Annotated in this window: 21 protein-coding genes and 1 pseudogene; 20 read left to right on the forward strand and 2 right to left on the reverse strand. The window is 73.0% G+C overall.

Annotation, left to right across the window (positions count from 1 at the left end):
* The first annotated feature begins 9 nt into the window (after positions 1 to 9).
* The 4 genes from ACZ466_RS42735 to ACZ466_RS42750 all read left to right on the forward strand — a co-directional run bounded on the left by ACZ466_RS42735 (position 10) and on the right by ACZ466_RS42750 (position 5,266).
* On the forward strand, positions 10 to 645 hold the full coding sequence (locus ACZ466_RS42735) for a methyltransferase domain-containing protein (RefSeq protein WP_378282346.1): 636 nt from the start codon (positions 10 to 12) through the stop codon (positions 643 to 645).
* A gap of 40 nt (positions 646 to 685) precedes the next feature.
* Positions 686 to 2,149: a sugar porter family MFS transporter gene (locus ACZ466_RS42740; protein ID WP_378282345.1), complete on the forward strand. Its 1,464-nt coding sequence runs from the start codon at positions 686 to 688 to the stop codon at positions 2,147 to 2,149.
* A gap of 398 nt (positions 2,150 to 2,547) precedes the next feature.
* On the forward strand, positions 2,548 to 4,527 hold the full coding sequence (gene thrS, locus ACZ466_RS42745) for a threonine--tRNA ligase (RefSeq protein ID WP_378282344.1): 1,980 nt from the start codon (positions 2,548 to 2,550) through the stop codon (positions 4,525 to 4,527).
* A gap of 136 nt (positions 4,528 to 4,663) precedes the next feature.
* Entirely contained in the window at positions 4,664 to 5,266 is a 603-nt protein-coding gene (locus ACZ466_RS42750; protein WP_378282343.1) for a hypothetical protein, read from the forward strand.
* Positions 5,267 to 5,397: 131 nt separating this feature from the next.
* On the opposite strand, the gene ACZ466_RS42755 is transcribed toward ACZ466_RS42750, so the two are convergent.
* Positions 5,398 to 6,018: an Asp23/Gls24 family envelope stress response protein gene (locus ACZ466_RS42755; RefSeq protein WP_378282342.1), complete on the reverse strand. Its 621-nt coding sequence runs from the start codon at positions 6,016 to 6,018 to the stop codon at positions 5,398 to 5,400.
* A gap of 300 nt (positions 6,019 to 6,318) precedes the next feature.
* Here ACZ466_RS42755 and ACZ466_RS42760 point away from each other — a divergent pair, with 300 nt between their 5' ends.
* Together ACZ466_RS42760 and ACZ466_RS42765 are read left to right on the forward strand one after the other, a co-directional pair.
* On the forward strand, positions 6,319 to 6,921 hold the full coding sequence (locus ACZ466_RS42760; RefSeq protein ID WP_378282341.1) for an HIT family protein: 603 nt from the start codon (positions 6,319 to 6,321) through the stop codon (positions 6,919 to 6,921).
* 237 nt (positions 6,922 to 7,158) lie between these two features.
* Complete coding sequence (locus tag ACZ466_RS42765; RefSeq protein ID WP_378282340.1) at positions 7,159 to 7,569, forward strand: thiol-disulfide oxidoreductase DCC family protein; 411 nt, start codon at positions 7,159 to 7,161, stop codon at positions 7,567 to 7,569.
* A gap of 96 nt (positions 7,570 to 7,665) precedes the next feature.
* Here the strand turns inward: ACZ466_RS42765 and ACZ466_RS42770 are convergent, their stop codons facing one another.
* Positions 7,666 to 9,831 carry an elongation factor G-like protein EF-G2 gene (locus ACZ466_RS42770; RefSeq protein WP_378282339.1) on the reverse strand — a complete coding sequence of 722 codons (2,166 nt, stop codon included), beginning with the start codon at positions 9,829 to 9,831 and terminating at the stop codon, positions 7,666 to 7,668.
* 360 nt (positions 9,832 to 10,191) lie between these two features.
* Here ACZ466_RS42770 and pgsA point away from each other — a divergent pair.
* The 14 genes and pseudogenes from pgsA to yajC all read left to right on the forward strand — a co-directional run.
* Positions 10,192 to 10,803: pseudogene (gene pgsA / locus ACZ466_RS42775) on the forward strand (phosphatidylinositol phosphate synthase); the annotation flags it as partial.
* A 218-nt stretch (positions 10,804 to 11,021) separates the two neighbouring features.
* Positions 11,022 to 11,951 (forward strand): phosphatidylinositol mannoside acyltransferase, encoded by a 930-nt coding sequence (locus ACZ466_RS42780; RefSeq protein WP_378282338.1) that lies wholly within the window; start codon positions 11,022 to 11,024, stop codon positions 11,949 to 11,951.
* Positions 11,948 to 13,123 carry a glycosyltransferase family 4 protein gene (locus tag ACZ466_RS42785; protein ID WP_378282337.1) on the forward strand — a complete coding sequence of 392 codons (1,176 nt, stop codon included), beginning with the start codon at positions 11,948 to 11,950 and terminating at the stop codon, positions 13,121 to 13,123. Before ACZ466_RS42780 ends, ACZ466_RS42785 begins: the two co-directional genes overlap by 4 nt.
* A gap of 14 nt (positions 13,124 to 13,137) precedes the next feature.
* Positions 13,138 to 13,683: a LemA family protein gene (locus ACZ466_RS42790; RefSeq protein ID WP_378282336.1), complete on the forward strand. Its 546-nt coding sequence runs from the start codon at positions 13,138 to 13,140 to the stop codon at positions 13,681 to 13,683.
* Positions 13,684 to 13,782: 99 nt separating this feature from the next.
* Positions 13,783 to 14,820: a DUF3048 domain-containing protein gene (locus tag ACZ466_RS42795; protein WP_378282335.1), complete on the forward strand. Its 1,038-nt coding sequence runs from the start codon at positions 13,783 to 13,785 to the stop codon at positions 14,818 to 14,820.
* Positions 14,821 to 14,970: 150 nt separating this feature from the next.
* On the forward strand, positions 14,971 to 15,897 hold the full coding sequence (gene pdxS / locus ACZ466_RS42800; RefSeq protein WP_464041904.1) for a pyridoxal 5'-phosphate synthase lyase subunit PdxS: 927 nt from the start codon (positions 14,971 to 14,973) through the stop codon (positions 15,895 to 15,897).
* Between the two features lie 171 nt (positions 15,898 to 16,068).
* Positions 16,069 to 16,701, forward strand: coding sequence for a DUF6928 family protein (locus ACZ466_RS42805; protein WP_378282333.1), 633 nt, complete (start codon positions 16,069 to 16,071; stop codon positions 16,699 to 16,701).
* A gap of 108 nt (positions 16,702 to 16,809) precedes the next feature.
* Positions 16,810 to 17,430 (forward strand): pyridoxal 5'-phosphate synthase glutaminase subunit PdxT, encoded by a 621-nt coding sequence (pdxT, locus tag ACZ466_RS42810; RefSeq protein ID WP_378282332.1) that lies wholly within the window; start codon positions 16,810 to 16,812, stop codon positions 17,428 to 17,430.
* 4 nt (positions 17,431 to 17,434) lie between these two features.
* On the forward strand, positions 17,435 to 18,184 hold the full coding sequence (locus tag ACZ466_RS42815) for a YebC/PmpR family DNA-binding transcriptional regulator (RefSeq protein ID WP_378282331.1): 750 nt from the start codon (positions 17,435 to 17,437) through the stop codon (positions 18,182 to 18,184).
* Positions 18,185 to 18,256: 72 nt separating this feature from the next.
* A complete protein-coding gene (locus tag ACZ466_RS42820) occupies positions 18,257 to 19,411 on the forward strand; it encodes a GNAT family N-acetyltransferase (RefSeq protein ID WP_378282330.1) in 1,155 nt (384 codons plus the stop codon).
* Positions 19,412 to 19,505: 94 nt separating this feature from the next.
* Complete coding sequence (gene ruvC, locus ACZ466_RS42825) at positions 19,506 to 20,048, forward strand: crossover junction endodeoxyribonuclease RuvC (protein WP_378282329.1); 543 nt, start codon at positions 19,506 to 19,508, stop codon at positions 20,046 to 20,048.
* Positions 20,045 to 20,644, forward strand: a complete 600-nt coding sequence (gene ruvA, locus ACZ466_RS42830; protein WP_378282328.1) for a Holliday junction branch migration protein RuvA — start codon at positions 20,045 to 20,047, stop codon at positions 20,642 to 20,644. Before ruvC ends, ruvA begins: the two co-directional genes overlap by 4 nt.
* Before the next feature lie 8 nt (positions 20,645 to 20,652).
* Positions 20,653 to 21,720, forward strand: a complete 1,068-nt coding sequence (gene ruvB, locus ACZ466_RS42835; RefSeq protein WP_378282327.1) for a Holliday junction branch migration DNA helicase RuvB — start codon at positions 20,653 to 20,655, stop codon at positions 21,718 to 21,720.
* 214 nt (positions 21,721 to 21,934) lie between these two features.
* Complete coding sequence (yajC, locus tag ACZ466_RS42840; protein ID WP_464041905.1) at positions 21,935 to 22,435, forward strand: preprotein translocase subunit YajC; 501 nt, start codon at positions 21,935 to 21,937, stop codon at positions 22,433 to 22,435.
* Positions 22,436 to 22,500: the final 65 nt, after the last annotated feature.

Genomic DNA, 22,500 nt, shown 5'->3' on the forward strand with positions numbered 1-22,500 from the left:
ACTGCTGGGATGACCGATGATCTCAGGCACCCCGTCTTCGCCCGTCTCTACCCCCGGCTGGACGCGGCCGCCGCGCGGATCGGCGGTGACGCGCACCGCGACGAGCTCCTGGCCGGCGCCTCCGGGCGCGTCCTGGAGCTCGGCGCGGGCCACGGCGCCAACTTCGCGCACTATCCGGGCGGCGTGACCGAGGTGGTCGCCGTCGAGCCGGAGCCCGCGCTGCGCGCCCGCGCCGTCGCCGCCGCCGCGCAGGCGCCGGTGCCGGTGGCGGTGCGGGCCGGGGTGGCCGAGCGGCTCGACCTGGACGACGCCTCCTTCGACGTGGCGGTCGTCTCGCTGGTGCTGTGCTCGGTCCGCAACCCGGTCCGGGCGCTGGCCGAGCTGCGCCGCGTGCTGCGTCCCGGCGGGGAGCTGCGCTACTACGAGCACGTGCGGGGCGACACGACCGGGATGGTGACGTTCCAGAAGTACGCCGACGTGGTGTGGCCGTACGTCGCGGCGGGCTGCCACGTCTCCCGGCCCACCGACGAGTGGATCGCCAGCTGCGGCTTCACCGTGCGCCGCGAGCGCCGCTTCGCCTTCCCCGCCTCGCGTCTCCCCAACCCGGCCTCCCCGCACGTGATCGGCGTGGCTGTGCGCGAGTAAGGACTTGCTTAACGTGCTTTTCATCGGGAAAGGCACGTTCATGGCTCAACACGGGGTACCCGGACAAGGCGACCTGGGACCCGCCCACCCGGAGGGGCCGTCGCATTCGGCGGCGACCGCGGCGATGCTGGCCGGCGCGGCGGCACTGGGCGGATTCCTCTTCGGTTACGACTCTTCGGTCATCAACGGCGCCGTGGACGCGATCAAGGCCCAGTTCGGCCTCAACCCGGTGGTCGTGGGCCTGGTGGTGTCGTCGGCCCTGCTGGGGTGCGCCGCCGGGGCCTGGTTCGCCGGGCCGCTGGCGGACCGGATCGGCCGCGTCCGGGTGATGCTGATCGCCTCGATCCTCTTCATGGTCAGCTCGCTGGGCTCGGCGCTGGCCTTCAACGCCTGGGACCTGACGTTCTGGCGCCTGGTCGGCGGGCTGGCGATCGGCGCCGCGTCGGTGATCGCGCCCGCCTACATCGCCGAGATCGCCCCGGCGGAGCTGCGCGGGCGGCTCGGCTCGCTCCAGCAGATGGCGATCGTGCTGGGCATCTTCGCCGCGCTGGTGGTCGACTACGTCATCGCCCGCGCCTCCGAGGGCGGGGCGTCCGGGCAGTTCCCCTGGGGCGGCACGGCCTGGCGCTGGATGTTCGCCAGCGCGATCGTCCCCGCCGTGATGTACGGGGTGATCGCCACGACCATCCCCGAGTCGCCCCGCTACCTGGTCAAGAAGCACCAGCCGGCGAAGGCCCGCGCGGTGCTGGCCCGGGTGATGGGGCACGGCGACGTGGACCTCAAGATCCGCGAGATCGGCCGCTCGCTGGCCCGCGACCGGCCCGTCCACCTGCGCGACCTGCGCGGCCACCGGCTCGGGCTGCTGCCGATCGTGTGGGTGGGCATCCTGCTGTCGGTCTTCCAGCAGTTCGTCGGCATCAACGTGATCTTCTACTACTCGTCCTCGCTGTGGCAGGCCGTCGGGTTCAGCGAGAACGACGCCATGCTCACCTCCGTGATCAACTCGGTGGTGAACGTGCTCGCCACGCTGCTGGCGATCGCGCTGGTCGACAAGATCGGCCGCCGCCCGCTGCTGCTGGCCGGGGCCGCCGGGATGACGGTCACGCTGGGGATCATGACGATCTGCTTCGCCACCGCCCCGGTGGTGAACGGGGAGCCCGTGCTCGGCGGCGCGGCCGGGCCCGTCGCGCTGGTCGCCGCCAACGTCTACGTGCTGTCGTTCGCCGCCACCTGGGGCCCCGTGGTCTGGGTGATGCTCGGCGAGATGTTCAACAACTTCATCCGGGCCTCGGCGCTGGCCGTCGCCGCCGCCGCGCAGTGGATCGCCAACTGGCTGATCACCACGACCTTCCCCGGGATCTCCGGCGTCTCGCTGGGGCTGGCGTACGGCATGTACACCGTCTTCGCGGCGCTGGCCTTCATCTTCGTGATGCGGGCCGTGCCGGAGACCAAGGGCCGCGAGCTGGAGGACATGGACCAGCTGGCCACGCCGGCGCGGACCTGACCGCACGGCGCCCCCGGCCGACCGCACGGCGGCCCCCGGCCGCGTCGGCTACCATGGGGCGCATGGCAGGCATGGGCGCGCATCACGCGCCGGCGACGACGACGCCGGGGACTCCCGGCGCGACCGCCGCCTGACCTGACGAGCCAGCGGCGAGGCCCCGGGAGCGATCCCGGGGCCTTTCGCCTTTGCCAGGGCCGTTCCCCGGGGCCGCTCCCACCGATACGACGAGACAGGAGCGAACCATGGGACAGGAACCGGCCCCCGGACGGGAACGGGCCGAGGGCCCTGGGGAGGATGCGTCCGGTGACCTGCCGGACTCGGTAGCATCGGACCCCGGTCCTGGATCGGACCCCGTGCACATCCCTTCATCATCGCCTTCATCATCGCGAGGAGTACCCGTGTCCACCGTGCCTGAGCTGCGCATCACCCTCGACGGAAGCGAGCGGGTGGTGGAGCCGGGGTCGACCGCCGGGACCGTGCTGGACGCCGACGGGCGCACCGTCATCGCCGCCCGGGTGGACGGCGAGTTGCGCGACCTGGCCTACCGGGTCCGCGAGGGCGAGAGCGTGGAGCCGGTCGAGATCGGCTCGGCCGACGGGCGGGCGATCATGCGGCACTCGGCCGCGCACGTGATGGCGCAGGCCGTCCAGGAGCTGTTCCCCGAGGCCCGGCTGGGCATCGGCCCGCCGGTGGAGAACGGCTTCTACTACGACTTCGACGTGCCCGAGCCGTTCACCCCCGAGGACCTCAAGCGCATCGAGAAGCGGATGCGCGAGATCGTCAAGCAGGGGCAGCGGTTCTCCCGCCGCCCGGTCTCCGACGAGGAGGCCCGGGAGGAGCTGGCCCGCGAGCCGTACAAGCTGGAGCTGATCGGCCTCAAGGGCTCGGCCCCCGAGGCGGGCGAGGGCGCCGACGTCGAGGTGGGCGCCGGCGAGCTGACCATCTACGACAACCTCGACGCCAAGTCCGGCGAGCTGCGCTGGAAGGACCTGTGCCGGGGCCCGCACCTGCCGACCACCCGCGTCATCCCCGCCTTCAAGCTGATGCGCTCGGGCGGCGCGTACTGGCGGGGCAGCGAGAAGAACCCGCAGCTCCAGCGGATCTACGGCACCGCCTGGGAGTCGCGGGAGAAGCAGGACGAGTACCTCAAGCTGCTGGAGGAGGCCGAGAAGCGCGACCACCGCAGGCTGGGCGCCGAACTCGACCTGTTCTCCTTCCCGCCCGAGATCGGCAGCGGCCTGGCCGTCTTCCACCCCAAGGGCGGCGTGGTCCGCCGGGTGATGGAGGACTACTCGCGGCGGCGGCACGAGGAGGCGGGCTACGAGTTCGTCAACACCCCGCACATCACCAAGCAGAACCTCTTCGAGGTCTCCGGGCACCTGGGCTGGTACAAGGACGACATGTTCCCGCCCATGGAGGTGGACGGCGGGGACTACTACCTCAAGCCGATGAACTGCCCGATGCACAACCTGATCTTCCGGGCGCGCGGGCGGTCGTACCGCGAGCTGCCGCTGCGGCTGTTCGAGTTCGGCAGCGTCTACCGGTTCGAGAAGTCCGGCGTGGTGCACGGCCTCACCCGGGTGCGCGGGATGACCCAGGACGACGCGCACATCTACTGCACCCGCGAGCAGATGGTCGGGGAGATCAAGAACCTGCTCGGCTTCGTGCTCGACCTGCTGCGCGACTACGGGCTCGACGAGTTCTACCTGGAGCTGTCCACCCGGGACGACTCGGAGAAGTTCATCGGCGTCGAGGAGGACTGGGCGGAGGCGACCGCCGCGCTCAAGGAGGCCGCCGACGACTCCGGGCTCGACCTGGTGGACGACCCGGGCGGCGCCGCGTTCTACGGCCCGAAGATCTCCGTGCAGGCCAAGGACGCGATCGGCCGCACCTGGCAGCTGTCGACCATCCAGGTCGACTTCAACCAGCCGAAGCGGTTCGAGCTGGAGTACCAGGCCGCCGACGGGTCGCGGCAGCAGCCGGTCATGATCCACCGGGCGCTGTTCGGGTCGATCGAGCGGTTCTTCGGGGTGCTGCTGGAGCACTACGCGGGTGCGATGCCGCCGTGGCTGGCGCCGGTCCAGGTGGTCGGGATCCCGATCGGCGACGCGCACGTCCCGCACCTGCAGAAGGTGGCCGAGCGGCTGCGCGAGCGGGGGATCCGGGTGGAGGTCGACGCCTCCGCCGACCGGATGCAGAAGAAGATCCGCAACGCCCAGAAGCAGAAGGTGCCCTTCATGCTGCTGGCCGGGGACGACGACGTGGCCAAGGACGCGGTGTCGTTCCGCTACCGCAGCGGCGAGCAGAAGAACGGGGTCTCCATCGAGGAGGCGGTCGAGGAGGTCGTGGCGGCCGTCCGGGACCGCGTCCAGGTCTGATCCCCGCGGTCCGCTCCTCTCTGCTCCTCTGTGGTCATCGGTGCCGTCCGCGGGCATGGCGCTCCGAAAGTTGTTACCGTTCGGTAGTGTCGGGCGCTGCAGCCTCGACGCCCACTGGTTTGGAGTCCACGGCGGTATGAAGTCCACGCGCAGGGCGGCCGGGCGCCGCGCCCCGGCCTGGAGCCGGTTCGCCGGGTACGGCGGGGCGCTGGCGCTCGTGGCGGCGGCCGTGGCGGTCCTGCTGGTGCCGCTGCTCGGCGACGAGCCGCGCGGGGCGGCCGGAAACGGCCGCGCCGCCTCCGGCACGGGGACGACCCCCGCCGCGCCCCAGCCCGTCCAGCCCCTTCCCGGCGGGACGGGCGCCGTCGACCCCGAGCCGCAGCAGAGCCGGGGGAGCACGCCCGGGCAGGGCGGCGGGCAGGACCAGGGCGGCGGCGGCCCGGCGGGGCCGGGCGGGGGCGGCGGCACCGTCACCTGGTGCCCGGCCGGCACCGCGTTCTACCGGGCCGCGGCCGGCGGCCTGGAGGTCACCGTCAACGTCGCGGCCAGCGGGCTCGTCCGCGCCGAGGTGTCGCTGCGCGGCCGGGCGCCGCAGTCCCGGCAGGGCACCGCGACCGGCGGCCGGCCGCACTCGTTCCGGTTCGCGGGCGTCACGGAGCCGATGGTGGAACGGGTGAAGATCACCACGGTGTCCGTCGGCGTGGCGATGCAGACCTGCTACGCGCGCGCCGGGCGGTAACCGGGCGAAACCGCTTCGTGCGGATCCTCGCGCTGTCTAGAGTGCGTTCCTGGTCGCGATGGCGGCCCGAGGGATCGTCGGGGTCGTTCCCGTGGGCGGGAGGGGAACGACCCCGATCTCTCTCCGCCGGGTCAGGCCGGGGCGCGTCCGTCGCGCCCGGCCGCGGCGGGCAGGACGACGTCGTCCACGGAGATGTTCACCGCGACCACGCGCATCCCGAGCATCTGGCTGACCACCCGGGCCACGTTGGTCTTGACCTCCTTGGCCACGTCCATGACCACCCGGCCGTACTCGACGGTGAGGGTGAGGTCCAGCGAGATCTCGTTGTCGTGCGCGGGGCCCCGGCCGCCGGGCCGCCCCGTCCCCTCGGGCGGTGCCCCGCCGGCCGGCCCGCCCGGGGAGGAGGGCCGCACGGACGACGCGGCGACCCCCTCGACCTCCAGCGCGGCCAGTCTCGCGATCTTCTCGATCACCTGATCCTCGATGGTGATTCGGCCCTTGACGACCGCGGCGGAGGTGGCGGTCGGGATGGCGGGCGCCTGGCGTTCCTCGGGCGCGGGAGCGGCGGGGGGAGCGGCCGGGGGAGTGCTCGGGGGAACCGGCGCGGGGGCGGGCAGCGGGACGCCGCCGGTCGACGACGGTCCCGAGGACGGCCCCGGGGCCGGCGGCCCCGGGAAGAACGGCATGGACCTGACCTCCGGACGCGGGTCCTCCGCTCCGCCGCCCGGGAATTCCTTGTCGAGGTCGGTCATCGTTCGGCTCCCCACGGTCGTTGCCCGTCCCGTTTCGCCCCCCATGGTGTCGGAGTGACGACGGTGGCGGGGGACGACTCGGGTGAAGTCTGGTGATGTCTGGTGAACTCAAGCCAACTCTGCACGTTCTGCCGAGTACGGAGCGAATCGGGGTCGCCGAAGGGGGCGTGCCAGGGCGGCGCCGGGGCCGCGCCGGAGGCATCCCGGCTTCATGGCCTCCGGCTTCTCTCTCTATGCTGCTGGTCAGGCCGTGAACAAAAGGAGACCGCCGCCTTGAGCGTAGAGCCGGAGGAGCCTGTGATGCCGGAGGTGCGCGAGGAAGCGCCCGAGCCGGGGGCGCAGACCGCTCGCCAGCCCCGTTTCGAGGAGGAACGGGGCGGCGCCGGAATGCCCGACAACTTCCAGCGGCTGTGGACGCCGCACCGGATGGCCTACATCAAGGGCGAGGGCAAGCCGACCGGCGCGGGCGCCGACGACGGCTGTCCGTTCTGCGAGATCCCCGAGATGAGCGACGAGGACGGCCTGATCGTGGCCCGCGGCCAGTGGGTCTACGCGGTGCTCAACCTCTACCCGTACAACTCCGGGCACCTGATGGTGGTGCCGTTCCGGCACGTGGCCGACTACGCCGAACTGGACCCGGCCGAGTACGACGAGCTGGCCAAGCTGACCCGCCGCGCCCTGACCGCGCTGCGCAAGGCCAGCGGCGCGCAGGGGTTCAACGTCGGCATGAACCTCGGCCACGTCGCCGGCGCCGGGATCGCCGCGCACCTGCACCAGCACGTGGTGCCGCGCTGGGGCGGCGACACCAACTTCATGCCGGTGGTCGGCCGCACCAAGGTGCTCCCGCAGCTCCTGCGCGACACCCGCCAGATCCTGGCCGACGCCTGGCCCGGGCACGACTGACCGGCACCCGGAGCGGAGCGCCGGCGGAGTGGAGGGTGACGGTCAGTCCCGCTCTTGCCGGGGAGTCTGAGGGGTCGCCCCCTCAGGGTGAAACGACCGGCACCCGGAGCGGAGCGCCGGCGGAGTGGAGGGTGACGGTCAGTCCCGCTCTTGCCGGGGAGTCTGAGGGGTCGCCCCCTCAGAGTGTTACTACCGGCACTCGGCTTGGGACGCCGGCCCCGCGGGCAGGACGGGGGAATGACGAAGCGAGACCGGCCCGTGCTGCTGTACGACGGCGACTGCGGTTTCTGCACCGCCTCCGTGCGGTTCGTGGAGCGGCGCGTCCCCACCTCGGCCGAGCCGGTGCCCTACCAGGTGGCCGATCTGGACGCGCTCGGCACCTCTGTCGAGCGGGCCTCGCGCGAGGTCGTCTGGGTGGCGCGCGACGGCCGCCTCTACGGGGGCGCGCAGGCCGCCGCGATGCTGCTGGTCGACGCCGGGGGTCCGTGGCGGCCGCTCGGGCTGCTGATCCGGGTGCCGCCGCTGCGCTGGGCGGCGCACGGCGTCTACCGCCTGGTGGCCGGCAACCGGGGCCGCCTGCCGGGGGCCACGCCCGCGTGCGCGCTCCCCGCCGAGCAGAGACCCGGACCGGGCCCCGCATCCCGCTGACCCGTACCGGGCGCCGTGCCGAACCCGCACGCCCCCCGCGAGAGCGGCGGCCCCGGGGCGCCGCGGGCTCGCGCGCCCCGGGGCCGGGCGGCCCGCTCAGACCGTTCTGGCCTCGGCCGACACCTTGTCGGCCATGGTGCTGGGCAGCGGCTCGTACCGCAGGAACACGCGGTTGAAGGTGCCGGTGCCCTGCGACAGCGAGCGCAGGTCGATCGCGTACCGGATGATCTCCAGCTGCGGGACCTCCGCCCTGATCAGCGTCCGGCCGCCGGGCACCGACTCCGAGCCCAGCACGCGCCCGCGCCGCGAGGTCAGGTCGGACATGACCTGGCCCACGTAGTCGTCGCCGATCAGCACCGTGACCTCGTCGACCGGCTCCAGCAGCAGGATCGGGACCTTGGCCGCCGCGTCCTTGAGGCCCTGCGCGCCGGCGGCCTGGAACGCCATGTCGGAGGAGTCGACCGAGTGGGCCTTGCCGTCGTGCAGGGTGACCTTGATGTCGACCATGGGATAGCCGGCCGACACCCCGCGCGCCATCTGCTGCTTGACGCCCTTCTCCACCGAGGGGATGAACTGGCGCGGCACCACCCCGCCGACGATCTTGTCGACGAACTCGAAGCCCTCGCCCGAGGGCAGCGGCTCCACGTCGATGTGGCAGATGCCGTACTGGCCGTGCCCGCCGCTCTGCTTGACGTGCCGTCCCAGGCCCTGGGCGGCGGCGCCGAACGTCTCGCGCAGCGGCACCCGCAGCTCGATCCGCTCGACCTCCACGCCGTAGCGGGTGCGGAGCCGCTCGATCAGCACGTCGGCGTGGGCCTCGCCCATGCACCACAGCACCAGCTGGCGGGTCTCGGAGTTGTTCTCCAGCCGCAGTGTCGGGTCCTCGGCGACCAGCCGGCCCAGCGCCTGGCTGAGCTTGTCCTCGTCGGCCTTGGAGTGGGCCTGGATGGCGACGGGCAGCAGCGGGTCGGGCATCGACCAGGGCGCCATCAGCAGCGGCTCGCCGGGATCGGACAGGGTGTCGCCGGTCTCGGCCCGGCCCAGCTTGGCGACGGCGCAGATGTCGCCGGCGGCGCACGAGGAGATGATGCGCTGCGCCTTGCCCAGCGGGGATGTGAGCGCGCCCACCCGTTCGTCGACGTCGTGGTCCTCGTGGCCGCGGTCCTCCAGGCCGTGCCCGGACACGTGCACGGTGCTGTCGGGACGCAGCGTGCCGGAGAAGACCCGGACCAGCGAGATCCGGCCGACGTAGGGGTCGGAGGTGGTCTTGACGACCTCGGCGACCAGCGGGCCCTCGGGGTCGCACGCGATGTTCCTGGCCGGTCCGCCGTCCACGCCGGTCACGGTCGGGATGCCGTGCTCGGGCGGCGAGGGGAACGCCTGGGTGATGACCTCCAGCAGCTCCAGCATGCCGATCACGGGGCCGGGATGGTCGCCGTGCGGGACGGAGGTGGCCAGCACCGGGTAGAAGCTGCCGCGCGCCACCGCGGTCTCCAGGTCCTCGATGAGCTCCTTGACCGGGAGCTCCTCGCCGGACAGGTACCGGTCCATGAGGGTCTCGTCCTCGCTCTCCTGGATGATCCCCTCGATCAGCGCGGCGCGCTGCTCGGCGATCTGGTCCAGGAACTCCGGGTCGGGGGCGCACTCGACGCGCTCGCCGGAGGAGTAGTCCAGGCAGCGCTGGGTGAGCAGCCCGATCACGCCCTTGAGGCCGTCGCCCGAGCCGACCGGGAAGTAGCAGGGGAGCACGCCCTCGCCGAAGGCGTCCTGGCAGGCCAGCACGACGTCGTCGAAGTCGCCGCGCTGCTGGTCGATCTTGGTGACGACGACCGCGCGCGGCATGCCGACCGCCGCGCACTCCTCCCACAGCAGCCTGGTGAGGCCGTCGATGCCGTCCACCGCCGAGATGACGAACAGGGCGGCGTCGGCGGCGCGCAGCCCGGCCCGCAGGTCGCCGACGAAGTCGGCGTACCCGGGTGTGTCGATGAGATTGACCTTGACGTCGCCGAAGGTCAGCGGTGCCAGCGCCAGGTTGACCGAGCGCTGCTGGCGCACCTCCACCTCGTCGAAGTCGCTGACCGTGGTGCCGTCCTCCACGCGCCCGCGGCGCTGGACGGTGCCGGTCGCGGCCAGCAGCGCCTCGACCAGCGTGGTCTTGCCCGCCCCCGAATGGCCGACCAGCGCGACGTTGCGCACCCTGTCGGGCCGGCCGGCCTCCGGTGCCCTCCCGGAGCCTCCCGGATGGCCTCCCTTGTCCGCCATGACTACCTCCTCGGACGGGCCCCGCGGGGCCGTGTGCGGCTGAGGGCCCGGCCCCTGGCGGGGCCCGGTCCTCACGTCCGAGTGCGGCGCCAGGCCACCTCCCGACGGCGTGACCGACGTCACACCCGTGTCAATACCTTTTCCCGTGACGGCGAGGATCACAAGAGGTGAACGGCAAACGTCCGCCATCACTTCTCAGGTGAACCTGCCCACGGCGCGCCGCCTTGACCCCCGGCGACGAGCGCTCCCACTACGATGGGCGCGCTGCGCGGCCCGCGGGCGTCGTTCGCCGCGGGCCCGGTGCGGACCCTGGAGCGATCCCGGCGGGACCTCCACCACGACTTCACAGGATCGGACGCGATGCTCAACAAACTGCGGCCCGCGCTGGGACGCGTTCTGACCCCCATCGGCCAGACCGTCGCGCGGACCGGGGTCTCGCCCAACGCCATCACCGTCATCGGGACGGCGGGCGTGCTCGCCGGGGCGCTGGGGTTCTTCCCGCGCGGCGAGTTCTTCTGGGGCACGATGGTCATCACCGCGTTCGTGCTGTTCGACATGCTGGACGGGGCGGTGGCCCGGGTCACCGGCAAGATCTCCAAGTGGGGCGCGTTCCTCGACTCCACGATGGACCGGGTCGCGGACGCGGCGATCTTCTCCGGGCTGATGATCGGGCTGTACCGGGACGGCCAGGAGGGCCTGGCCTGGCTGGCGCTGTACTGCCTGGTCGCCGGGGCCGTGGTCTCCTACGCCAAGGCCCGCGCCGAGGGGCTCGGGTACACCTGCGACGTGGGGATCGCCGAGCGCGCCGAACGGCTGATCGTGGTGCTGGTGGCGGCCGGGTTCGACGGCCTCGGGGTGCCGTTCATCCTGGCCCTGGCGCTGTGGGTGCTGGCCGCGCTCAGCACGGTCACGGTCGGGCAGCGGTTCGCGACCGTGCGGGCCCAGGCGCTGGCCGCCGACGCGTCCGGCGCGTCCGGGGAGGCCGAGGAGTCCGAGGAGTCCGAAGAGGACGGGACCGGGCCCGCCGCCGGTCAGAACGGCGCCGCGGCCGCCCCGGAGCAGAAGGATAAGGAAGGGGCGGCGCCGGCGGTCCCGCGCGCCGAGCCGAAGAACGTCCCCCGCGGCCGTGACGGCGGCGGCCGCTCCGGTCGCCGCAGCGGCGGCGCCAAGCAGCGGGCGGAGCGCCCCGCGTGACCGCGGGCGCCGCGCCCTCCAAGCTCGCGTCCGTCCGCGACGAGGTGATGGACACCGCCTACGCGCTCGGCTGGACGATCGTTCGCAAGATGCCCGAACGGGCCGCCAGGGCGGCCTTCACCGCCCTGGCCGACCGCACCTGGCAGCGGCACGGCCACGGCGTGCGCCAACTGGAGCGCAACCTGTCCCGGGTGCTGGGCAAGGACGCCGTCGACGACGAGGTCAGGATCCTCAGCAAGAAGGTCATGCGGTCCTACTTCCGCTACTGGCTGGAGGTGTTCCGGCTGCCGGAGTACGACCGCGAGCGCGTCGTCGGCCGGATGCGGGTCACCGGCCACGAGAAGATCTTCTCCACCCTCGACTCCGGCCGCGGCGTCATCCTGGCGCTGCCCCACATGGGCAACTACGAGCACGCGGGCGCCTGGCTGGCCCACCAGGGCCAGACCTTCACCACCGTGGCCGAGCGGCTGCGGCCCGAATCCCTCTTCGACCGGTTCGTGGCGTTCCGTGAGAGCCTGGGCATGGAGGTGCTGGCGCACAGGGGCGCCTCGGCCTACGGGCGGCTCGCCCAGCGGCTGCGCGGCGGCGGCATGGTGTGCCTGGTCGTCGACCGCGACCTCACCGAGAGCGGGATCGAGGTGGAGTTCTTCGGGTCCGCCGCCCGGATGCCGGCGGTGTCGGGGGCGCTGGCGGTCCAGACGGGGGCCGCGCTCCTCCCGGTCACCCTGTGGTACGAAGGCGAGTACTGGGCGGCGCGTGTCCACGACGAGATCCCGGTTCCGGCCGGGGGCGTCAGACAGGAGAAGATCCAGGCCATGACGCAGCAGCTCGCACGCGTGTTCGAGGAGGGCATCGCCGCGCACCCCGAGGACTGGCACATGCTCCAGAAGGTGTGGGTCGAGGATCTGGAGGAGGCGGGCCGGTGAGGATCGGCATCGTCTGCCCGTACGAGTGGGACGTCCCGGGCGGCGTCCAGCAGCACATCCGCGACCTGGCGGAGGCGCTGATCGGCCTCGGCCACGAGGTGTCGGTGATCGCGCCCGCCGACGACGACGTCCCGCTGCCCCCGTTCGTGGTGCCGGCGGGCCGGGCCGTGCCGGTGCCCTACAACGGCTCGGTGGGCCGGGTCGCCTTCGGGTTCCTGTCGGCCGGCCGGGTCCGGCGGTGGATCAACGAGGGCGGCTTCGACGTGCTGCACGTGCACGAGCCCGCGGCGCCGTCGCTGGGCATCCTGGCCTGCTGGGCGGCGGACGGGCCGATCGTGGGCACGTTCCACGCCTCGTACCAGAAGTCGCGGCTGGTGTCGGTCACGGCGCCGATCCTGCAGAGCGCGCTGGAGAAGATCACCGGTCGGATCGCGGTGTCGGAGGCGGCCCGCAAGACGCTGGTGGAGCATCTGGGCGGCGACGCGGTGCTGATCCCCAACGGGGTCGCCACCGAGCGGTACGCGATGGCCGAGCCGCTGCCCGGCTGGCCGGGCCGGGCCGACGGCGGCGAGGAGGCCGGGACCGGCCGCGGCGCCGGCGGCGCGCTGGGCTTCCTGGGCCGCATGGACGAGCAGCGCAAGGGCCTGCCGGTGCTGCTGCGCGCGTTCGAGATCCTCGGCCGCGAGCGGCCCGGGCTGCGGCTGCTGCTGGCCGGGCCCGGCGACGCCGACGACGCGGTCGCCAAGGTCTCGCCCGAGCTCCGCGACCGGGTGGTGGTGCTGGGCATGGTCAGCGAGGAGGACAAGGTCCGCGCCTACCATTCGGTGGACGTCTTCGTGGCGCCCAACCTGGGCGGGGAGAGCTTCGGCATCGTGCTGGCCGAGGCCATGTCGGCGGGCGCCCCGATCCTGGCCAGCGACATCGAGGCCTTCGACCGGGTGCTGCTGGGCGGCCGCGCCGGGGCGCTGTTCCCGGTCGGCGACCACGAGGCGCTGGCCGCCGCGGCGGGCGAGCTGCTGGACGACCCGGCCCGGCGCAAGCAGCTGTCGGCCGAGGCGCGCGCCGCCGTCCGCCGCTACGACTGGTCGGCGGTGGCGCGCGACGTGCTGCGGGTGTACGAGACGGTCGCGCTGGACGGCGCCGGTGTCGTCGAGTCCGGTCGCGGGGCCTGAGAGGTTTCGATCACATGTTCCCCGACTGGATCATCGACGTCCTGTTCTGGATCGCGGTCGTCTTCCTCGTCGGCGTGTACGTCTCCTGGCGTGCCACCCGGCTGGACCGGCTGCACGTGCGCGTGGAGACGGCCCGCGCCGCGCTGGACGCGGCGCTGGTGCGGCGCGCGGCGGTGGCGCTGGAGCTGGCCGCCTCGCGGCTGCTGGACCCCGCGACCAGCCTGGTGCTGGCCACCGCGGCGCACGAGGCGCGCACCGCCGACGCCGAGTCCCGGGAGTTCGCCGAGAGCGACCTGTCCCGCGCGCTGCGGGCGGTGGTGGACCAGCCCGACTTCTCCGACACCCTGAAGGAGAAGGGCGGCGGGCAGCCGGTGCTGGACGAGATGGGCGGGGCGGCGGCCAAGGTCGTCTACGCCCGCCGGTTCTACAACGACGCGGTCGCGCAGGCCCGGACCGCGCGCCGCAAGATGCTGATCCGGGTGCTGCCGCTGGCCGGGCGGGCGCCGCTGCCGGGCTTCTTCGAGATCGACGACGATCCGCCGGAGGCCCTGCGCGGCTGACCTGACCGGAAGACCCCGGGATGCCCGGGATTGAACCGGACCAATGCGGTAATTCGTATTCGCTACCCTCGGGCAGGTTGCCGACTGGAGGGTGAGAACGTGCGAAACGCATGGGCCGGAGGGGTGCGCGGACGGCTGGCCGCCGGAATCGGTGCCGCCGTGCTCGGCGGCGCCCTGACGGCGTGCTCCGGCTCGGACGGGCCCGAAACGGCCGCGCCCCCCAACGCCGCCGCCCCCGGCGGCGGCGCCGACCGGCCGTCGGCGCCCGCCACGCATCCCTTCACCGGCGGGCGGGCCGGAGTGAACAACCCGGTCCTGGCCGTGAAGATCGAGAACACGCAGATGGCGCTGCCGCAGACCGGGGTGGGCTCGGCCGACATCGTGTACGTGGAGCAGGTCGAGGGCGGCGAGACCCGGCTGATGGCCGTCTACTCCTCCAAGCTGCCCGCGCGGGTCGGGCCGGTGCGCAGCGCCCGGATCTCCGACCTGCACCTCCTCCCGCAGTTCGGACGGCCCGCGTTCGCGTTCTCCGGCGTCCAGAGCAAGATGAAGAAGTACATCAAGCAGGCGCCGGTGTACGACATCTCGCAGGACAACGGCGGCCGCGCCTACTTCCGCTACGGGCCCAAGCCCATCCCCTACAACCTCTACGCCAACCCGAGGACGCTGCTGAAGCAGGCACCCAAGGCGGAGGGGCCGCGCGACATCGGGTTCCGGTTCGGCCCGGCGCCCGAGGGCGGCAAGCCGACCGCGACGTTCACCGCCCGCTGGCCGTCCACGCGGATGTCCTTCACCTGGTCGGCCAAGCAGAAGCGGTGGCTGTCGGCCCACAACGGCCGGACCAACACCGCGGCCGAGGGCGGGGTCCTGGGCGGGCGGACGGTGGTCGTCCAGTACGCCGAGACGACCCGTTCGCAGTTCCACGACTTCCTCGGCAACTACACGCCGCTGATCAAGACCACCGGCACCGGGCGCGCCGTGGTGCTGCGCGACGGCAAGGCCTACGACACCACGTGGTCGCGGCCGTCGGAGGACAAGGGGACGACCTTCACCACCGCCGGCGGCGAGCCGATGACGTTCGCGCCCGGTCAGGTGTGGATGGTGCTCGTCAACAACGGCAGCCCCCGCATCCCCTGAGGCCCCGGTGCCCCCTGCAGGCGCGGGCACCGCGGTGCAAGGCTCCACTCCGTAAGGAAGGCGCCCGCGATCTTGACACCATGGCGGGTCCAGGGCCGTGTCGAGCAGGCAATATCATGGATTCATACCCGTCGTCCGTCCACGTGAGGAATGCCCGTGTCCACTGCGAATCCCGCCCCCGAGCCGACCAACGCTCCCGCCACCGGGACCGCCCGGGTCAAGCGCGGCATGGCGGAGATGCTCAAGGGCGGAGTGATCATGGACGTGGTCACGCCCGACCAGGCGAAGATCGCCGAAGACGCCGGCGCGGTCGCCGTGATGGCGCTCGAGCGGGTGCCCGCCGACATCCGCGCCGAGGGCGGCATCTCCCGGATGAGCGACCCCGACATGATCGAGGGCATCAAGGCGGCGGTCTCCATCCCCGTCATGGCCAAGGCCCGGATCGGCCACTTCGTCGAGGCCCGGGTGCTGCAGGCGCTGGGCGTCGACTACGTGGACGAGTCCGAGGTCCTGACCCCGGCCGACTACGAGAACCACATCGACAAGTGGGCGTTCACCGTCCCGTTCGTGTGCGGGGCCGTCAACCTCGGCGAGGCGCTGCGCCGGATCACCGAGGGCGCGGCCATGATCCGCTCCAAGGGCGAGGCCGGCACCGGCGACGTCTCCAACGCCACCACCCACATGCGCAAGATCCGGGGTGAGATCAGGCGGCTACAGGGGCTGCCCGAGGACGAGCTGTACGTGGCCGCCAAGGAGCTGCAGGCGCCGTACGAGCTGGTCAAGGAGATCGCCGAGGCGGGCAGGCTGCCGGTGGTGCTGTTCACCGCGGGCGGCATCGCGACCCCGGCCGACGCGGCCATGATGATGCAGCTGGGCGCCGAGGGAGTCTTCGTCGGCTCGGGCATCTTCAAGTCCGGCGACCCCGCCAAGCGCGCCAAGGCCATCGTCGAGGCCACCACCTTCCACGACGACCCGGACGTGATCGCCAAGGTCTCGCGCGGCCTCGGCGACGCCATGGTCGGCATCAACGTCGCCTCCCTGGGCGAGGACCAGAAGTTCGCCGGCCGCGGCTGGTGACCCCGGGCCGGGGCCGGCCAGGCCCCGGCCGCTCCGGGCGGCGGGCCGGTGACCCGCCGGTTACTTGCGGCGCCCCCTCCCCAACCCGCGCCCCAGGGTTTACGCTGGCCGCGCGGTCGTTGGGGGAGGAGCGGGCCCCCGGGCGGCAGGCGGCCGCGGGAGGGGACGATCATGGGGTGGTCGGTCGCGCTGGCCTGTGCGAGCGCCGGTGAACCCGCCGAGGTGTTCCGGCCGGGCCTGGACCCCCACCCCGATCCCGAGGCCGCCGCGACGCTGGCCCGCGGGCTCTATCCCGCCGCGACCCTCACCGAGACCGGCGACACGGTCCTGGACTTCGCGCTGTGGCCGTACGAGGACGAGCTGTTCGTCGGCGTGTTCGGCGACGGCCCGGGGCGCGCGCTGCTGCTGTGCGACCGGCGGCTGTTCTGCCTCGACGACGACGCCCGCCGGATCGCCGACAGCGTCGCCGCGACCCTGCCCGGCGCGCGCTGCGGCGTCCTCGTCCTGCACAGCGTGATCTCCGGCTGCTGGTTCCGCTGGTACGAGGGGGGCCTGCTGCGCCGCGACGTGTTCGTCACCGCCGAGGACGGCGTGGTGGTCGACCAGGGCGGGCGGCTGCCGGTCGAGGCGCCGTTCTGGAAGCCCGTCGACGACGGCGCCCCGGACGTGCCGCTGCCCTTCGACCCCGAGGAGTTCGGGCTGGCGCTGGCGGGCGCCCACATGTTCGGCCGCGGCATCACCGACCGCGGTGAGGACGGCTTCCTGCCGCTGGAGCTGCCGGTGCGCCGCTTCAAGCTCTCCTGAGGGCCCGGCCAGGGGGAAGACGTGCCAGGTCCGGGAACGTTGTACTTGAACGTCTAGGGTTGTCCTGAGGGGCGCCCGCGCCCCTGCACTCTCCCCGGAAGGTTCCACGTGACTGCTGCCGTGCCCACCATCGGCGTCCTCGCCCTCCAGGGCGACGTGCGCGAACACGCCAGGGCCCTCGAGGGCGCCGGGGCGCGGACCGTGCGGGTGCGCCGCCCCGAGGAGCTGGAGCGCGTGGACGCGCTGGTCGTCCCCGGCGGGGAGTCCACCACGATGTGGCGGCTGGCGCGCACCTTCGAGCTGCTCGAACCGCTGCGCAAGCGGATCGAGGCGGGCATGCCCGCCTACGGCTCCTGCGCCGGCATGATCATGCTGGCGGACCGGATCCGGGACGGCGCGGACGGCCAGGAGACGATCGGCGGCATCGACATGACGGTGCGCCGCAACGCCTTCGGCCGCCAGGTCGACTCCTTCGAGGCCGAGGTGCCGCTGGAGGGCGTCGGGGACACGCCGTTCCACGCCGTCTTCATCCGCGCGCCCTGGGTCGAGTCCGTCGGCGCGGGCGTCAGCGTCCTCGGCCGCGCCGAGAGCGGCCCGAACATCGGTAGGATCGTCGCCGTCCGCCAAGGGCGCCTCATGGCGACCGCGTTCCATCCTGAACTGACGGGCGACCACCGAGTGCACCACTACTTCGCCGATCTGGTGCGCCGGGCGATGGAGGAGGAGTAAGAGGATGTCCGGCCATTCCAAATGGGCGACGACCAAGCACAAGAAGGCGGCCCTCGACGCCAAGCGGGGCAAGCTCTTCGCCAAGCTGATCAAGAACGTCGAGGTCGCGGCGCGGACCGGCGGCGGCGACCCCGACGCCAACCCGACGCTGTACGACGCCATCTTCAAGGCGAAGAAGAACTCCGTCCCCAACGACAACATCGAGCGCGCGCGCAAGCGCGGCGCCGGTGAGGAGGCCGGGGGCGCCGACTGGCAGAACATCACCTACGAGGGCTACGCCCCCGGCGGTGTGGCGCTCCTGGTCGAATGCCTGACCGACAACCGCAACCGCGCCGCCTCCGAGGTGCGCGTGGCGCTCACCCGCAACGGCGGCTCGCTGGCCGACCCGGGCTCGGTGTCGTACCTGTTCAACCGCAAGGGCGTCGTGATCGTCCCGAAGGCGGGCACCACCGAGGACGACCTCATGCTGGCCGTCCTGGACGCCGGCGCCGAGGAGGTCAACGACCTCGGCGACAACTTCGAGGTCGTCTCCGAGGCCGGCGACCTGACCGCCGTGCGCACCGCGCTGCAGGACGCCGGGATCGACTACGAGTCGGCCGACTCCAGCTGGCTGCCCAGCGTCTCGGTCCCGCTGGACGAGGAGAACGCCAAGAAGGTGTTCCGCCTGATCGAGGCCCTGGAGGACTCCGACGACGTCCAGGACGTCTACGCCAACTTCGACGTCTCCGACGAGATCATGGCCTCCCTCGACTAGCCGCGGTCCGCGTCCGGACTCCGCCCGCCTCTCGCGGCGGCGTCCGGCCGCGCGTCCCGTAGGGTCGGGATCATGGAGATCCGGTCGTTGGACGCCGCAGGGCTGGACGCCGTCCGCGACCTGCGTTCCCAGGGGTTCGGGCCGCTGTCGGACGGCCAGTGGGCGCAGGGCATCCGGCTCGCGGGCCACACGCTGCGCGGGGGCCGCCAGCTCGCCTGCTACGAAGGCGGCCGGCCGGTGGCGATGGCGCGGATCCACGACCTGGCGCAGTGGTGGCACGGCCGTCCCGTCTCCATGGGAGGCGTCGGCGCGGTGGCGGTGGCCCCCGAGGCCCGCGGCAGGGGGGTCGGCCGCCGTCTGATGACCGAGGTGCTGGAGCGCTGCGCCGCGTTCGGGCACCCCCTGTCGGTGCTGTATCCCGCGACCACGCCGCTGTACCGTTCGCTGGGCTGGGAGCACGCCGGTTCCCTGCACCGGGCCGCGCTCCCCGCCGAGGCGTTGCGCGAGGTACGGGCCGACACCTCCGTCTCTCCGCGCCGTGCGGGCCCCGACGACGCCGCCGAAGTGGCCGAGACCGTCCGCCGGGTGCACCGCGACGCCGGCCACTGCGGGCCGATCGACTGGGGAGAGACGGCCTGGCGGATCTACCTGGCCGACCGCGACGTCTACCACTACCTGGCCGAGGACGGCTTCCTGGACTACCACTGGGGCGACGGCAACACGTCCCTGGAGGTCGAGCGGGTGGTGGCGGGCTCGGAGGCGACGCTGCGGGCGCTCTGGGCGCTCGTCGGGTCCGGCTCGTCGATCGTTCCCACCGTGTACGCGAACGTGGCGCCGCACGACCCGGTCTTCTGGCTGACCCGGGAACGCACGTTCGAGGAGGTCCGGCGGACCCGCTGGATGCTGCGCGTGATCGACGCCCCGGCCGCGGTCGAGGCGCGCGGCTTCCCGCCCGGCGTGTCGGCCGAGGCCGCCCTGGAGATCGACGATCCGCAGCTCCCGGCCAACTCCGGGTCCTGGTGGCTGAGCGTGCGGGACGGCGCCGGCCGCCTGGAGCGCGGGAACGCGGCGGGCCGTCCGGCCGTGCGGGTCGGGGCCCGCGGCCTCGCCGCCCTGTACGGCGGGGTGCCGACCTCCACGCTCCGCTCCGCCGGGCTCCTGGAGGGCGACGCGCCCGCCCTGGACGCGGCCTTCGCCGCCACGCCGTTCGCGCTCGACCACTTCTGACCCGGTGGGACGACACGTCCCCGGGATACGCGACGATTGTCCGGCGGGTTTAGTAGCGTGGCGACCCGTCGAACACAAGATCGAAGGAGCGGCGTTGCGGGTGATGGGCGTGGACCCCGGGCTCACCAGATGCGGGGTCGGCGTGGTCGACGGCGCCCCGGGCACACCGCTGCGGCTGGTGCGCGTCGAGGTCGTCCGGACCGCGCCCGACGCCGACATCGCCACCCGCCTGCTGGGCATCGAGATCGGCATCGAGGCCCTGATGGACGAGCTGCGGCCCGACGCGGTCGCGGTCGAGCGGGTCTTCTCCCAGCACAACGTGCGCACCGTCATGGGCACCGCGCAGGCGGCCGGGGTCGCCATGCTGGTCGCCGCCCGGCGCGGGCTGCCGGTGGCGATGCACACCCCCAGCGAGGCCAAGGCCGCCGTCACCGGCAACGGCCGCGCGGACAAGGCCCAGGTCACGAAGATGGTGACGCGGCTGCTGCGGCTGGAGACCGCGCCCAAGCCGGCCGACGCGGCCGACGCGCTGGCGCTGGCGATCTGCCACGTCTGGCGCGGCGGCGCGCAGGCGCGGCTGGCCGCCGCCCGTACCAGGAGCGACCGCACCAGCACCCGAGGGGGAACGAGCCAGTGATCGCCTTCGTCAGCGGCACGGTGGCCGCCGCCGGACCGGACGCCGCCGTCATCGACGTGCACGGCGTGGGCCTGTCGGTGCAGTGCACCCCGGCGACGCTCGCCGGGCTGCGGGTGGGCGAGGAGGCCAGGGTCCCGACCTCGCTGGTCGTCCGGGAGGACTCGCTGACGCTCTTCGGGTTCGCCGACGACGACGAGCGGACGGTGTTCGAGCTGCTGCAGACCGCCAGCGGCGTCGGCCCGCGGCTGGCGCTGGCGATGCTGGCCGTGCACAGCCCCGACGCGCTGCGGCTGGCGGTGTCCGGCGAGGACCTCGCGGCGCTGACCAAGGTGCCCGGCATCGGCAAGAAGGGCGCCCAGCGGATCGTGCTGGAGCTGAAGGACCGGCTCGGCGGCCCGGTCGGGGGCGGCGACACGCGCGCCCCCGTGCGCGCCGAGCCGTGGCGCGAGCAGGTCCAGAACGGCCTGATCAACCTGGGCTGGTCGGCCAAGGACGCCGACGCCGCCGTGGACGCGGTCGCCGCCGACCTCGACGGCGGCGACCCGCCGCCGGTCGCCGTGCTGCTGAAGTCCGCGCTGAAGAAGCTCAGCAGGTGACGGGGCCGATGGACCAGCCCGAACGGATCGTCTCGGCCGACGCCGACGGGCCCGAGGAGCAGGTCATCGAGGCCGCGCTGCGCCCCAAGCGGCTCGACGACTTCATCGGCCAGGAGCGGGTGCGCGAGCAGCTGTCGCTGGTGCTGCACAGCGCGCTGCGGCGCGGCCGCACCCCCGACCACGTGCTGCTGTCGGGCGGGCCCGGGCTGGGCAAGACCACCCTCGCGATGATCGTCGCGGCGGAGCTCGGGCAGCCGCTGCGGATCTCCTCAGGGCCCGCGATCGAGCGGGCCGGCGACCTGGCGGCGGTGCTGTCCACCCTCGCCGAGGGGGAGGTGCTGTTCCTGGACGAGATCCACCGGATGGCGCGTCCCGCCGAGGAGATGCTCTACATGGCGATGGAGGACTTCCGCGTCGACGTCGTGGTGGGCAAGGGCCCGGGGGCCACCGCGATCCCGCTCGACATCGCCCCGTTCACGCTGGTCGGCGCCACCACCAGGGCGGGCATGCTGCCGGGGCCGCTGCGCGACCGGTTCGGGTTCGTGGCGCACATGGACTTCTACGAGCCCGCCGAGCTGGAAGTGATCGTCAAGCGGTCGGCCCGGCTGCTGGAGGTCGACATCAGCGACGAGGGCGCCGCGGAGGTCGCCGGGCGCTCCCGCGGCACGCCCCGGATCGCCAACCGGCTGCTGCGCCGCGTCCGCGACTACGCGGAGGTGCGCGCCGACGGCGCCGTCGACCGCGAGCTGGCCCGGGCCGCGCTCAGGCTGTACGAGGTCGACGAGCGCGGCCTCGACCGCCTCGACCGGGCCGTGCTGGCCTCGCTGATGCGCAAGTTCGGCGGCGGACCGGTGGGGCTGTCGACGCTGGCGGTGTCGGTGGGGGAGGAGCCCGAGACGGTCGAGGTCGTGGCCGAGCCCTTCCTGGTCAGGCAGGGTCTGCTGGCCCGCACGCCACGGGGCAGGGTGGCCACCCCGGCGGCGTGGGCGCATCTGGGGCTCACCCCGCCCGCCTCCGCGCCGATGGCGGGTACGCTGTTCGCACTGGACGACGACGGCGACCCGCCGGAGCAGTGATCGTCGCCGATGATCACGGAGTGGCGTGCGGGCAGTAACGGCTTGGGAACTTCACGCCGCTCCCGATCGTCACGTCGTTGCCGGTGTCTGGCGTACTCTCTAGACTCCGGGACTTGGTCACCCGTTCCCGGCCGACCGCTCCATCGGATGCCGCCACACCGGCGACAGGCTGGGCAAACCACATCGGAAGGATGCCCCAGTGATGGGCAGCGACATGATTATTGCGGCAGAGCAGGGCGGTAGCGGGGCCTTCAACCTCCTGCTGCTCCTGGCCGTTCCCCTGGTCTTCTACTTCCTGCTGATCCGCCCGCAGAGCAAGCGGCGCAAGGAGCAGATGCAGATGCAGAGCGCCCTGGCGCCCGGGGCGCGGGTGATGACGACCAGCGGGATGTACGCCGACGTGGTGTCGGTGGACGACGACGGCCTCGTGCTGGAGATCGCCCCCGGTGTCCAGGCCCGGTTCGTCAAGCAGTCCGTGATGCAGGTCGTCACCGAGGCCGACAAGCCCGCCGAGGAGATCGACCTCACCGAGGACGACGACGATGACCTCGGCGAGGAGACCGCCAAGACCGACCTGAAGAAGGACGGCAAGGGCGAGTCCGCCGACGCCGAGGACGGCGGGGCCGCCGCCGGCGAGGACGAGGACGGCAAGGACGGCAAGCCCGCCGCGCAGGGAGCCGGCGCGGGCAAGGGCCTGAAGAAGTCCTCCGGCTGATTCCGGCGATCCGCCGACCACGGCCGGGCGCGGCGCCCGGTCGCCGACCCACGACGACTACGGGA

It is taken from the genome of Actinomadura rugatobispora (genome assembly GCF_055379765.1).

What these genes read in the sequence shown, in the direction of transcription:
- ACZ466_RS42735 (WP_378282346.1), top strand. Translation starts at nt 10, where the DNA reads ATGACCGATGATCTCAGGCACCCCGTCTTCGCCCGTCTCTACCCCCGG.
- ACZ466_RS42740 (WP_378282345.1), top strand. Translation starts at nt 686, where the DNA reads ATGGCTCAACACGGGGTACCCGGACAAGGCGACCTGGGACCCGCCCAC.
- ACZ466_RS42750 (WP_378282343.1), top strand. Translation starts at nt 4,664, where the DNA reads ATGAAGTCCACGCGCAGGGCGGCCGGGCGCCGCGCCCCGGCCTGGAGC.
- ACZ466_RS42755 (WP_378282342.1), bottom strand. Translation starts at nt 6,018, where the DNA reads ATGACCGACCTCGACAAGGAATTCCCGGGCGGCGGAGCGGAGGACCCG.
- ACZ466_RS42760 (WP_378282341.1), top strand. Translation starts at nt 6,319, where the DNA reads ATGCCGGAGGTGCGCGAGGAAGCGCCCGAGCCGGGGGCGCAGACCGCT.
- ACZ466_RS42765 (WP_378282340.1), top strand. Translation starts at nt 7,159, where the DNA reads ATGACGAAGCGAGACCGGCCCGTGCTGCTGTACGACGGCGACTGCGGT.
- ACZ466_RS42770 (WP_378282339.1), bottom strand. Translation starts at nt 9,831, where the DNA reads ATGGCGGACAAGGGAGGCCATCCGGGAGGCTCCGGGAGGGCACCGGAG.
- ACZ466_RS42790 (WP_378282336.1), top strand. Translation starts at nt 13,138, where the DNA reads ATGTTCCCCGACTGGATCATCGACGTCCTGTTCTGGATCGCGGTCGTC.
- pdxS (WP_464041904.1), top strand. Translation starts at nt 14,971, where the DNA reads ATGCCCGTGTCCACTGCGAATCCCGCCCCCGAGCCGACCAACGCTCCC.
- ACZ466_RS42805 (WP_378282333.1), top strand. Translation starts at nt 16,069, where the DNA reads ATGGGGTGGTCGGTCGCGCTGGCCTGTGCGAGCGCCGGTGAACCCGCC.
- ACZ466_RS42815 (WP_378282331.1), top strand. Translation starts at nt 17,435, where the DNA reads ATGTCCGGCCATTCCAAATGGGCGACGACCAAGCACAAGAAGGCGGCC.
- ACZ466_RS42820 (WP_378282330.1), top strand. Translation starts at nt 18,257, where the DNA reads ATGGAGATCCGGTCGTTGGACGCCGCAGGGCTGGACGCCGTCCGCGAC.
- ruvB (WP_378282327.1), top strand. Translation starts at nt 20,653, where the DNA reads ATGGACCAGCCCGAACGGATCGTCTCGGCCGACGCCGACGGGCCCGAG.
- yajC (WP_464041905.1), top strand. Translation starts at nt 21,935, where the DNA reads ATGATTATTGCGGCAGAGCAGGGCGGTAGCGGGGCCTTCAACCTCCTG.